Source organism: Nocardioides cavernaquae, assembly GCF_003600895.1.
Classification (GTDB): domain Bacteria; phylum Actinomycetota; class Actinomycetes; order Propionibacteriales; family Nocardioidaceae; genus Nocardioides; species Nocardioides cavernaquae.
The window spans coordinates 25,538-37,760 of sequence record NZ_QYRP01000002.1 but is presented as its reverse complement, the minus strand read 5'-3'; the positions used below and the strand labels follow the sequence as shown (position 1 = coordinate 37,760).

At 68.1% G+C, this 12,223-nt stretch carries 11 protein-coding genes; 5 read left to right on the top strand and 6 right to left on the bottom strand.

Features of this window, described 5'->3' with window-relative positions; all coding sequences use genetic code 11:
- Both D4739_RS00245 and D4739_RS00240 read left to right on the top strand, forming a co-directional pair.
- On the top strand, positions 1–648 hold the full coding sequence (locus D4739_RS00245; RefSeq protein WP_120058589.1) for a response regulator: 648 nt from the start codon (positions 1–3) through the stop codon (positions 646–648).
- Entirely contained in the window at positions 648–1,508 is an 861-nt protein-coding gene (locus D4739_RS00240) for a hypothetical protein (RefSeq protein WP_238473444.1), read from the top strand. The genes D4739_RS00245 and D4739_RS00240 overlap by 1 nt, the downstream gene beginning before the upstream one ends.
- A gap of 6 nt (positions 1,509–1,514) precedes the next feature.
- Here D4739_RS00240 and glpK read toward each other — a convergent pair whose 3' ends face one another.
- The gene (gene glpK, locus D4739_RS00235; protein WP_120058584.1) at positions 1,515–2,978 is read right to left on the bottom strand and encodes a glycerol kinase GlpK; all 1,464 of its coding nucleotides are present in this window, start codon (positions 2,976–2,978) and stop codon (positions 1,515–1,517) included.
- Positions 2,979–3,098: 120 nt separating this feature from the next.
- A complete protein-coding gene (locus tag D4739_RS00230; protein ID WP_147384741.1) occupies positions 3,099–3,335 on the bottom strand; it encodes a hypothetical protein in 237 nt (78 codons plus the stop codon).
- 204 nt (positions 3,336–3,539) lie between these two features.
- Between D4739_RS00230 and D4739_RS00225 the strand changes: the two genes are divergently transcribed.
- Complete coding sequence (locus tag D4739_RS00225; protein ID WP_120058580.1) at positions 3,540–4,052, top strand: SigE family RNA polymerase sigma factor; 513 nt, start codon at positions 3,540–3,542, stop codon at positions 4,050–4,052.
- On the top strand, positions 4,045–5,280 hold the full coding sequence (locus D4739_RS00220) for a hypothetical protein (RefSeq protein WP_147384740.1): 1,236 nt from the start codon (positions 4,045–4,047) through the stop codon (positions 5,278–5,280). Before D4739_RS00225 ends, D4739_RS00220 begins: the two co-directional genes overlap by 8 nt.
- 62 nt (positions 5,281–5,342) lie before the next feature.
- Here D4739_RS00220 and D4739_RS00215 read toward each other — a convergent pair whose 3' ends face one another.
- The 4 genes from D4739_RS00215 to D4739_RS00200 form a co-directional block, all read right to left on the bottom strand.
- Complete coding sequence (locus D4739_RS00215) at positions 5,343–6,998, bottom strand: hypothetical protein (RefSeq protein ID WP_120058576.1); 1,656 nt, start codon at positions 6,996–6,998, stop codon at positions 5,343–5,345.
- A 264-nt stretch (positions 6,999–7,262) separates the two neighbouring features.
- On the bottom strand, positions 7,263–7,901 hold the full coding sequence (locus D4739_RS00210) for a hypothetical protein (protein WP_120058574.1): 639 nt from the start codon (positions 7,899–7,901) through the stop codon (positions 7,263–7,265).
- Positions 7,902–8,018: 117 nt separating this feature from the next.
- Positions 8,019–9,335 carry a UDP-N-acetylmuramoyl-L-alanine--D-glutamate ligase gene (gene murD, locus D4739_RS00205; RefSeq protein WP_182920240.1) on the bottom strand — a complete coding sequence of 439 codons (1,317 nt, stop codon included), beginning with the start codon at positions 9,333–9,335 and terminating at the stop codon, positions 8,019–8,021.
- Positions 9,322–10,671 carry a MurL-like N-terminal domain-containing gene (locus D4739_RS00200; protein ID WP_120058569.1) on the bottom strand — a complete coding sequence of 450 codons (1,350 nt, stop codon included), beginning with the start codon at positions 10,669–10,671 and terminating at the stop codon, positions 9,322–9,324. Before D4739_RS00200 ends, murD begins: the two co-directional genes overlap by 14 nt.
- A gap of 86 nt (positions 10,672–10,757) precedes the next feature.
- On the opposite strand from D4739_RS00200, the gene D4739_RS00195 reads away from it, so the two are divergent.
- Positions 10,758–12,221 carry an APC family permease gene (locus tag D4739_RS00195; protein WP_120058566.1) on the top strand — a complete coding sequence of 488 codons (1,464 nt, stop codon included), beginning with the start codon at positions 10,758–10,760 and terminating at the stop codon, positions 12,219–12,221.
- The last annotated feature ends 2 nt before the right edge of the window (positions 12,222–12,223 follow it).

The following is a 12,223-nucleotide window of genomic DNA, read 5'->3' as shown; positions in this document are numbered from 1 at the left end:
ATGCAGCAGGAACCGGAGCAGCCCGCGATCCGCGTGATGATCGTCGACGACCACCCGATGTGGCGCGACGCGGTGGAACGCGATCTCGCAGGTGCTGGATTCGACGTCGTGGCGGTGGCGAGCACGGGCACCGAGGCGATCAACCGGTGCCGGGCGACGCGGCCCGACGTGGTCGTCCTGGACCTCCAGATCCCGCCACCCAATGGTGTCGAGGTGACCCGATCCGTCTCCGCTGACGCCCGGGTCTTGATCCTCTCCGCGTCCGGCGAGCAGGCCGACGTGCTGGAGGCGGTGAAGGCCGGAGCCACCGGCTACCTGGTGAAGTCCGCCTCGAGCGCTGACCTGATCTCCGCAGTGGGCCAGGTCGCAGCCGGTGAAGCTGTCTTCACCCCCGGGCTGGCCGGTCTGGTCCTCGGCGAGTACCGCCGCATCGACGACGCGCCCGACCCGAACACGCCGCACCTGACCGAGCGCGAGACCGAGGTGCTCAAGATGGTGGCCAAGGGGCTCACCTCGACCCAGATCGCCGAGCGCCTGGTGATCTCGCACCGCACCGTCCAGAACCACGTGCAGAACACCCTGCGCAAGCTGCAGCTGCACAACCGGGTCGAGCTGACCCGCTACGCGATCGAGCAGGGCCTGGACTGATGTCGCTGCTCGAGGAGGCCGAGGCGCTCTACGGGCTGCCGTTGGCCGAGTTCACGCCTGCGCGTGACGCGCGGGTGAAGGCGCTCCGCGCTGAGGATCGGGAGCTGTCCGACGCCGTGAAGGCGTTGAAGAAGCCGTCGCTGGCGGCGTGGGTCCTCAACCTGCTCGTCCGCCGCGAGCCTGACCAGGTCGCGCAGCTGATCTCGCTCGGCGCCTCCTTGCGGGATGCGGCGGAGTCGCTCGACGGCGCCCAGCTGCGCGAGCTCACCAAGCAGCGGCGTCAGCTCACCGCGGCAGTCACGACCGTTGCCCGTCGGCACGCGCTCGCTGAGGGGCACAAGGTCACCGAGCCGGTCGCCGACGAGGTCGAGTCGACGCTGACCGCGGCCATGCTCGACACGGGGGCTGCTGCTGCGGTGCGCTCCGGGCTGCTGGTTCGGGCGTTCGCGACGACGGGGCTCGGCGACCTCGACGCCGCGTCGTACGTGGCGGTGGAGGAGGCGATCGGTCACGAGGTGTCGGCAGCGCCGATGAAGCTCCACGCAGTGCCGGATCCGTCGGCTGCGGCGCTGCGGCGCGAGAAGAAGCAGGCCGTTGCGCGCGCCGAGAAGGAGCTGCGCATCGCGCGCGATTCCCTGGCCCGCGCGAAGACGCGGCACCAGGGTGCCCAGGCCCAGGCGCTCCAGCTCGAATCGGAGATCGACGAGGTGCGGCGCCGGCTGGCCGAGCTGGAGGAGCGCGAGGACGACGCAGCGTCGGCCGTCGACAAGGCGGCCGACGCCGTGGCCAGCGCGACCGAGGAGGCAGACGCCGCCGAGAAGGCGCGGGACGCCGCTGCCGCGGCGCTCGGCGCCGACTGACCCGGCCTAGAGCAGCGCCCAGCCCTTGGAGCGCTCGACCGCTTCACGCCAGCGGGCGTAGGCCTTCTCGTCGCGCTCGCCCGGCTCGAAGCGGTGCTCCAGCTGCCAGGTCTCGCGCAGCGCGTCGGTCGAGTCCCAGACTCCCGTGCCGAGTCCCGCCAGGAACGCAGCACCGAGGGCGGTGGTCTCCACGATCTTCGGGCGCTCGACGGGTACGCCGACCTGGTCGGCCTGCACCTGGCACAGCAGGTCGTTGGCCGCTGCTCCGCCGTCGACGCGCAGGCTGGCCAGCTGGGGCATGGTCTCGAGCACGTCCCTCACCTCGAAGGCGATGGCCTCGAGGGTGGCGCGCACGAGGTGGCCACGCGTCGTACCGCGGGTGATGCCGAAGATCGAGCCGCGCGCGTGCGGGTCCCAGTGAGGAGCCCCGAGCCCAGTGAGCGCGGGAACGAACACGACGCCTTCGGAGCTCGGAACGGCGCCGGCGATCGCAGCCGTCTCGGAGGCGGTGCCGACGATCTGCAGTCCGTCGCGCAGCCACTGGACGGCCGCGCCGGTCACGAAGATCGCGCCCTCGAGGGCGTAGGTGGTCTCGCCGCTGGGGGAGCGCCAGGCCGCCGTGCTGAGGAGACCGGCTTGTGATCGTTCGACGGTTGAGCCGGTGTTGGTGAGCAGGAACGAGCCAGTGCCGTAGGTGCACTTGGAGTCGCCCGGCTCGAAGCAGGTCTGCCCGAAGAGCGCCGACTGCTGGTCGCCGGCGATTCCTGCGATCGGGAGCTCCAGGCCGCAGAACGTCTTCGGGTCCGTCGTGCCGATCTCGCCCCAGTTGGGCACGAGGTCCGGCAGCGCGTCGCGGGGTACGCCGAAGAGGCCGCACAGCTCGTCGGACCAGTCACCCTTCTCCAGGTCGAAGAGCAGGGTGCGGGAGGCGTTGGAGACGTCGGTGACGTGCCAGGTGCCGCGTGTCATCCGGGCGATGAGATACGAGTCGACCGTGCCCACGGCGTACCGGCCCTGTTCGACCAGCGCCCAGGTGTGCGGCTCGTTCTCCCGAAGCCAGGTCAGCTTGGTGCCGGAGAAGTACGGGTCGAGCCGCAGGCCGGTGAGCTGGCTGACGCGCTCCTCGTGGCCCGCGGTGCGGAGTCGCTCGCAGATGTCGGCTGTGCGGCGGTCCTGCCACACGATCGCGCGCCGGGGGGAGCCCAGGGTCTCGCGGTCCCACAGCACAATGGTCTCGCGCTGGTTGGTGATGCCGATGGCCTTGAGGTCCTTGGGGTCGTGCAGCTTGAGGACCTGGCGCGTGGCCTCGATGGTGGCCTGCCAGATCTCCTCGGCGGAGTGCTCCACCCAACCTGGCTGCGGGAAGTGCTGGGCGAACTCCTGGTAGCCCTTCGCCGCTATGGAACCGTCGGGTGTGACCACGACCGCCGTGACGCCCGTGGTGCCGGCATCGATGGCCAGAACGCTCATGCGAGCGACCCTAGCGAGTCGCGGCCGTTGCGTCAGCGAGCGCGCGGATGGCGGCCGGATCGCTGGGATCGAACGAGTAGCGGTAGGCCGGTAGACGAACGGTCAGACCGCGCGTCTGGCTCAGGCTGCTCGCCGGGAGGCCTCAGCAAGTTCGCGCGCGTTGCGCCTCAGTCGCGCCTTCGTGAACTCCCAACCGATCGCGCTGCCCACGACCGCGACCATGAGCCACCAGTCGACGTCTCGGAACTGGCTGACAACGCCGAGAAGCGCGAAAAGGGCAATCCAGAAGACGCCATCGCGAACTCCGAACGGTGAGTAAGTCGCCTTGATGTACTCGTGTTCGGCGCTCGGTTCCATAGCCACGAGTTTTACGCGGAAGGGTCTGCTGCACAGTCAGTTGACATCTGATCTCTGGAGCTGGCGGAACGCAGTTGCAGAAACGGCGATCCGAACTCAATGCGGCATGACCGAGCGGATCAGCTCACGTCGGGAGAGCTCGGATGGAACCAATTCGCGTTGTCGATGCGTCAGTGTGGTGACGAGCTTGCCTAGGAGGGCGACGTGGAACAGAGATCCGACCGCGACGAGTTCAGTGACTTTGCTGGCGGTCGTTGGCCCTCTCTGGTTCGCGCTGGGATCTTGATGGGCTGCTCGTTGTCCGATGCTGAGGACCTGGCACAGACGACGTTGACCCGTTGCTATCAACAGTGGTCGCGAGTCGCGCGTGCTGACAATCCATCGGCATACGCGCACCGAATGCTGGTGAATGCCTTCATCGACACCAAGCGGCGACGACGGAACTCCGAACTGCTGGTCGCGCAACCCGTCGAAGGAAGCATCAGCGATCCCATGCAGGAGATCCGACTCGACATCGAGCGCTCGCTGGGCCAACTCACCCAGCAGCAGCGCCTCGTGGTTGTCCTGCGCTACTTCCTCGACCTCTCCGAACGAGAAACAGCCGAGGTCCTTGGCGTACCAACTGGCACCGTCAAGAGCCGGCTCGCGCGCGCCCTGGAGGCACTCAGCGCCGACCCCAGGCTGGCAACAATTGCCCTGGAGGCATCTGATGACTGACATCAGGCAGCATCTTCACGACTTGGTAGACCGTGCGCCGGTCGGACCAGCACCCATCGAGGCAATGCTGGAAGCGCGCCCCTGGTCGCGCCGCTTCGCCCCGGCCGCTGCACTCGCTGTCGCGGCCATGGTGATCGCAGCGATCGTCTTCGCCGTTTCCGCGGCTCGGCAATCCTCGCAGGATCCAGTTGGCTCCGCGAATCCTGTCGTGACCCTCAGCCCGCCGGAAGCCGTGCGCGGGGCCCAGGTTGAGGTAACGGTCGTGGGCCTGGACGACTTCTCTGGTGCAGAGGTCGATCTCACCGTTGCGACTGTCGACGCTTCGAGTGAGCAAGGCGTCGGATCCGACCGAATCCAGATCGATGACGGCGGCCGCCTGTCGACCACGATCACGGTGCCCAACTCGCTCGGCCACGAGACTCAGGTGGCGCCTGGCGAGTACCGGCTTGTGTTCGGCGTGAAGGGCACGCAGCGGCTGCGGTTCGATCACCCGGTGCACGTGGTCGCCGCTCAGATCGGCGAGACGTATGTGTACGTCCCGACCTACGGCTGCCTCGACTACACGCGGTTCGACGGACGGCTCTGGAAGCTCGATGGAGGTGACGTGAAGGTGCCCATTCCGGGATCCACATTCGCGCTCGCCAGCCGCGACCGGGCGACCTACACCGCCCCAGACGGCGGGACCGCAACATTTCGCGTCGCGGATCCGGAAGCCTTCGATCCCGAAACGTTCAGTTGCCCGGGTGCTGATGACTCCTCCGTCTACGCGCCCCCCGTCCGGACAACTACAACACTGGGTGCGCCGACGGAGCTTCCCGCAATCGCGTCCCTCAAGGACAGCTGGATGTACGACAACGGCGTTGTGCACCACGAATACCGCCTGGCCGGACCTGCGAATGCCGACACTGCAACCCCGGAAGCTCTCGCGGCCAACCCTCGGTCGCTGGCGGTGCACCCGGCGACGTACCTGACCGTCGACTTCAATCCAGGGGTCGGCAAGTTCGAGGTTCCCGCGGACCCCGCGTTCAGCAACATCGAGACTGTCGATGTCCACGGCGTCATGGGTCAGTTGACGACCATGAAGAACGGCCTCGGAGTGATTCGCCTCGACTGGGTCGATGTGGCTGGGAACTACCGCACAGTGATGGTTGATCGGCTCAAGACGTCGGATGGGCTAAGTGGCCTCTCGGCGCAGCAGATTCTTGCAGTCGGCCGCAGCGTCATGTGACTTCCATGCCCCGATCGCGTCGAGACTCGTCGCACGATCGTCGGCATGTTCGCGCGTCCGTTTCAGCCGGTGTTGCCGAGTGCGCGGGTGCCGGTGTGGTCCACCAGGTAGTAGGCGCCGTGGGGGTCGCGCCACAGGTAGATGCCGGGGAAGGGTTGCTGGACTTCCCACCCGCAGTGGGTTTTCAGGTTGTGGTGAAACTGCGTCAGGGGGCCGTAGTTGCCGATCGTGGACAACCCGGGGATATCGGGGGTCCAGGGTTTGTTGTGGTCGATCTGCATGCTTCGCCATCCATCAGACCGGTTGGTGCTGCTGGATCCCCACGGGAAGCTGTCGGCCGGCGTCATCAGGCGCACGGCCTGACGATGTCGATCAGGGATCTCCCAGGCGTCGACCGGAGCCTGGCCTTCGATGTCGAGCACCGGAGTCAACCGCACCTTCTGATGCGGGTGCAGGCTGAAGTGCCCCCGCAACCACGCCTCCGTCACGACCCCGATGCCCTCGATACGCACCAGGTCCGGTGAGCCGTCGCGGTCGGCACCGACCACCGTGCGTCCTCCGGTGCTCCCGTCGGCGCGGCCGCTGCCGGTCCTGTCGGGGGTCTGGGTGATCCGGCCGCCGTAGAGGTGCACAAAGATCGTCAGCGTCGGCAGCAACCGCGACCAGTCGATGACCGGCTTGCCGCCGCCAGACGAGCCGTCGCAGGCGCCGCCGGTGGGCCCGTCGCCGGACCCGTCGCTGGGGTTGTCAGTGGGCCCGTCGTCGGGCCTGTTGTGGGTCTGGTCCCACAGCTTGATGGCGGCGTCGACGATGCCACGGGACTCACCGGCAGGGTCGGCGTCGGCGTCACCGAGGACGATGCGGTCGTCCTGGTCGCGTCCACCACGATCGGACGCCAGCGCAAGCGCGTCGTCATCGGTGTCAGCGGGACGGTCGCACCACCCGGCGTACGCCGCCAGAAGCTTCACCACGGCCGCGGGATCGGCGAGCAGCTCGGCGGCGGTGGCACGGCGGTCGTCTTCACACTCGGTGGAGCCCAAGTCCTTGAGGATCCGGGCGAGGTAGTCGACGGTGGCGTCGATCTTCGCGATCCCGAACGCGTCTGTGCGGATGGTGAAGATGCCCATCCCAGCCTCATTCGACAGGTGCTTGTGGGCATACCGCGCCTTGCGGTTCGCTTCCTCACGCGCCGACGCGGCCGCGGGGTCAGCAGCGGTGACCGCGGCCGCCACCAGGGCCTCGAACCGTCCCCACGGGATCCGCCCATCGACCGACTCGGCGACGCGGGCATCGACGTACGCCGCGGCCTCGACCGACAGGGCCCGGGTCTGGGTGGCGACGTGGCGGGCATAGGAGGGCATCACGGCACCGGCCAGGGTGCGGGTCCAGATGCTCGGGAGGCGGTGCTCGATGTCGACCACGTCCGCGATCCACCGATCCCCGGTGCCGGTGGACCGGCCCATCCTCGCGGCGAGCTGAGCACCCGCGGTGGACGCCACCAGCGGCGTGCCGGTCGCGCCGTACTCCCGCAGCCGGACACGACCCGGCTTGCCCGCCCTCGTCAGATGCACAACATCGGGGCCGTTGGCGATGGCCCACTCCCGCGCGATCAACAACAAGTCGATGTCGGCCCGGCGACGGGCCTGCTCACGCGCAGAAGCACTGTCGAGGAGATCCCTCCGCGACAGCTCCGAGAACCGCGTGCCCGAGTTGGCCATGCACCCACTCAAGCACCACCCACCGACAACATCCGGCCCGGATCAGCCCTGATCAGAGACCCTGTGAATCACGAAAAGGTAACGGTTTCAAAGACACATTCGACAGCGCGGCGCAGGCATTGAAACGTCCGCCCGTCGACCTCGCGCGCCCCGTCTGGCGCTGGCAATCACTTGACCCGACGCTCCACGGAGTGGTCGCCAATGCCTCATGCCCGCGACTTGATGAGTCGCGGGCATGATCGGTGGCGCAAACGGAACGAGCGGTCAGCGTGCGGCCATCCGCGCCGCGACGCGCTCCTGCATCGCCTTGCGAGGCATCGGCTGGGCCCCGGGCACGGCTCCGGTCGGGTTCCAGCACTGAGCGGTGGCGATGAGGAGCTCGGACGGGTCGGGGTAGTCGCTGCCACCCTCGGTCTCGGGAGCCGGAGACCAGCTCGACGCGACGCTCCAGGCATTGCCGAAGGGCGCCGTGACCCAGAGGCTGCCGCCGTCGGTGTAGTCCTCGCCGCCACCGCCCACCAGCTTGGTTCCTGCAGGGCAGGTTGCGTCAGCAGCAACGAAGGCCGGGACGTTGCTGTCGTTGTAGTTGATGTAGTAGCCCCAGCCCACGATGGTGCCCACTTGGCCAGACTTGAGCGCGAAGGCGGTCGAGTCCTTGCCATCGAGCAGGTCGGAGTTCAGGTTCGGAACCTTGACGTTGCGGTTGACGCGGAGCGACGGCTGGCCGGCCTTCGAGTTCAGCGTCAGTGCGGTGCCGTAGTTGTTCGTCAACGTGGTGACCGTGGTGGCGGTGTTCGCCTTGCCGAGGATGAACTTGCCACCGGTCGCGGCGAAAGCCGTGCCGGAGCCGAGCACCAGAGCGGCGGCCGCGCCAGCGACGAAGCTGGCCTTGGAAAAGCGCATGAAGGAACTCCCGAAGTCGTGAGGGGGTGGGCGCCTCGGAGCGTACGTGGACAAACGGTTGCCCACTACAGATTCCGGACAGGTGAGACCAACCCGACGTCCAGGGCAGGCGGCGCCTCAGCTGATCGGGGCGACCAGTTCCCGCAGATGGCGCGCACGGTCGGCGTAGTTGGCGTACTCGTCGAAGCTCGGGGCGCCGGGGGAGAGCAGGACGACCGAAGCCGGGTTGCCGGGGGACAGCCCCCACGCGACCGCGGCGGCCATGGAGCCGAAGAGGGTGGCGGGATGCCCCAGCCCGTCGGCGTGCTCGTCGCCGAACCGGGCGCCGGCGGCGCCGATCAGCAACAGGTGGACGGGCGCGGACCGACTCTGGAGGTACGACGCCAGCGAGGTCATGTCGAGTCCGCGGTCCGAGCCGCCCAGGATCAACGCAACCGGCTGGTCCGGGAAGACGGAGAGCGCGGCGACGACGGCCTCGGGTGCGGTGGCGAGGGAGTCGTCGATCCACCGGCGGCCGTCGCGCGAGGGGACGGTCGTCATGCGGTGGTCGAGCGCGGCAAACGTCGGGATCGCAGCCAGCAACGCCTCAGGTGCGAGGGACGCGTCGGCGACGGACGATGCCAGAACAGCAAGGGCGAGGTTGCCCGCGTTGTGCACACCGAGCAGTGGCAGCTCCGACGAAGGGAGCGAGCCGACGCCCGGCCAGTGCAGGCCTGCCGCGTCGGCGTACACGGTCGAGGGGCCAGTGAGGTGCAGGGTCGCGCCGGCCGGCAGCACCGCGCGGATCCGGGCGACGAGGCGCTCGTCCGCTCCCGGGGCGATGACGTGCTGTGCGCCCTGCGAGACGAGCCGGAGCTTGTCCGAGAAGTACGCCGCCTCGGAGCCGTGCCAGGGCAGGTGCTCGGGGAAGAGCGAGGTCACGACCGCGACGCGCGGAGACACCGTGATCGACTGAGCCTGGTAGCTCGACACCTCCGCCACGACTGTCCCGGAGTCGGGGGAGTCGAGGAGGCTCACGCCGATGTTGCCAGCCACCACCGCGGGGGCCCCTGCGACGGCGAGCACGTGGGCGATGGCTGACGCCGTCGTGGACTTGCCCTTGGTGCCGGTCACGCCGATTGCGCGGCCCGCATTGGAGGAGAGCCACAGATCCGTCGCGCTGGTGAACTCGACACCGATCAGGGCAAGGTGCCGGTAGAGGTCGGCCGCGACCGGGATGCCCGGTGACTTGACGACGACTTCGGCGGCCTCGAGGGCGGCGATCGCAGCAGCGCCGACCACGGCGGACGGCTCGGCCTCCGGTGCCTCGACCGCCTCAGGCAGGGCGATGACGGGCGAGACCCCGAGCGCACGCAGGTGGCGGACGACCGCCGATCCCTCGAGCCCGAGCCCCCACACCGCGACGCGGCGCCCGGCCAGGTCAGAGAACCGCACGCGCGGCCTTCTCGAGCTCGCCGGTGAGGAAGTGCTCGTCTGAGAAGCTGAACAGCGCCTCCACCTCGGCAGGTGACACCACGGCCACCTTCAGCTCCGGGTCGACCACGAAGGGATGCGCGGACCAGTCGGGGTGGTCCTGCAGCAGTGTGTACGCCGCGCGGCACTCGCTCGGTTCGCCCACGCACTCGAAGGGCTTGTGCCCGTCACCGATCGCGAGCAGGTCCAGGAACAGAGGCCGCAGCAGCTCGTCGGCGAAGAGGTCCTTGCCGAAGATCGAGTCCATCTGCGTCTGCGGCACGAAGGGCGACAGCATCAGGAAGACGAACGCGCACTTCGGGCACTCGCCACACCAGTTGCGGCGACGCGACTCCTCGAGGTGGAAGGCGCGGTTGCAGGACGTGAACACGTCCAGGTAGCCCAAGGAGGCGAAGCGGCGGATGATCGCCAGCTCCGTCAGCGGCCGGAGGAACGAGACGTAGTCGACGCCGTAGGGCGAGACCTGCGACCGCAGCAGCTCCTCGTAGCCAATGCCCTTGCTCCACTGGTGATTGACCTCGACGCCGTGCCACTGCAGGTTGCCGTAGGACGACGAGGCCTCGTTGGCGAAGACCACCGTGTCCTGGCCGCCCCGGAGGGCGGTGAGGCAGGCGATGATCGAGTTGATCGCGGTCACCGGCACGTGCCCGTTGTGGGCGCCGGCGTCGTTGAGCGCGAACAGCAGCGGATCGATGGAGCGTCGTGCGGTGTCGATCGGCAGGCCCGACGCCTCGGCCGTGCGGGTGATCGGCTCGTAGGAGTTGACGGAGAAGAGGCGTACGTCGGCCACGCGGCGTACGGCCTCGAGGGTGACGATCGAGTCCTTGCCGCCGCCGACCGCGACGAGTGCCCGGTCGTGCGTCGGTGCGACGGCGGGTGCCGACGGGGGAGCAGCCAGCTCGGGCGCCTCGATCGTAGGGAAGAGCGCGTCGGGCAGGTCGTTGCGGTAGGCGAACTCGGCCAACCCGCCCGTGACCACCTCGGCCAGGAAGACCCGCTCGGCAGGGTTGAGACCACTGGCCACCGAGATCACCGACGGCACGAAGGCCTTGTAGTACGACGTGCCTGCGGCAAGCGCGAGGAGCCGGGTGAGAGCGCGGAAGGCGTCATCGACCGGCCGAGGGTCATCGATGGAAGGCAGCGTCACCGTTTCGACGAACGACACCTCATCGGACGGACCCGTGACCCGGAAGGGAAGCTCGACCTTCTGGCCGTCCTCGCTGATCTGCGGCTCGTCGATGTGGAAGGTGAGCGTGCGCGGGTCGGCCCCGAGCAGGTCAGCGTGCAGGTCGGTCACGCGCTCCATCCTAGGGCGCGGGGCGTTGCGCGACGGTGCGCGTGAGGCCAGAGTGGTGCCACCTCACCCCTCCGGAAGGACGTCTGATGACCCAGACCGCAGAAAAACCGGAACTGAAGCGGGTCCTTGGACCAGGGCTCCTGCTTCTCTTCATCGTCGGCGACATCCTCGGTGCCGGCGTCTACGCCGTGACCGGCACCATGGCCGGGTACGTCGGTGGCCTGCTCTGGCTGCCCTTCCTCCTGGCCTTCGTCGTGGCAACGCTGACCGCGTTCTCCTACCTGGAGCTCGTCACCAAGTACCCCCAGGCTGCAGGCGCGGCGCTCTACACGCACAAGGCCTTCGGCATCCACTTCGTGACCTTCCTGGTCACGTTCGCCGTCATCTGTTCGGGCATCACCAGCGCCTCGACCTCGGCCAACACCCTCGCCCAGAACCTCTACGGCGGCATGGAGATCAACGGCTGGATCGACGGCACGGTCAGCAGTGGAACGATCACGATCACCGCGATGGCCTTTATGGTGCTGCTCGCCCTGATCAACCTCCGCGGCGTCGGCGAGAGCGTGAAGTTCAACGTGATCCTCACGATCGTCGAGATGACCGCCCTCACCATCGTGATCGGTGTCGGGTTCTGGGTGATCGCCCAGGGCAAGGCCGACATGGGTGAGCTGGTGAACTTCAACGACTACGAGGGCATGGGCTTCGTCTTTGCGGTCACCGCGGCCACCTCGATCGCCTTCTTCGCCATGGTCGGCTTCGAGGACTCGGTCAACATGGTCGAGGAGACCAAGGAGCCGCAGAAGATCTTCCCGCGCACCATGCTCATGGGCCTGGGGATCGCGGTCATCCTCTACATGCTGGTCGCCGTCTCCGTGGTCAGCGTGCTCAGCCCGGCTGAGCTGGCGAGCATCCGTGAGTCGGAGGGACGCGCTCTCCTGGAGGTCGTGCACAAGGGTTCGCCTGACTTCCCGATCGACAAGATCTTCCCGTTCCTCGCGGTCTTCGCGGTGGCCAACACGGCCCTGATCAACATGCTCATGGCCTCGCGCCTCGTCTACGGCATGGCGAACCAGCGGGTGCTCCCCAAGCAGCTCGGTGCTGTTCTCGCGGGTCGCCGTAGTCCCTGGGCGGCGATCCTCTTCAGCACCGTCCTCGCGCTCCTGCTGATCTGGTACGTCACCAGCGACCCGGACAGCAACGTCGTCGCGAACCTGTCGTCCACCACCGCGCTGCTCCTCCTGTGCGTCTTCACGGTGGTCAACGTGGCCTGTGTCGTCCTGCGCACCCGCCGCGCGGACCACGACGAGTCGTTCTTCACGACGCCGCGGTGGATGCCCTACGTCGCGGCGCTCCTGTGCCTCTACCTGGTCGGTCCATGGGTCGATCGGGACGGCGTGGTCTACAAGATCGCTGGTGGCCTGATGCTCATCGGGGTGGGGCTGTGGCTGGTGACGTGGCTGATCAACCGCGTCGTCAACAAGGACGACGAGCCGCCGCACTTCGTCGACATCGACCACATGGACGTCGACCCGACCGACGACCCGCGCTGACG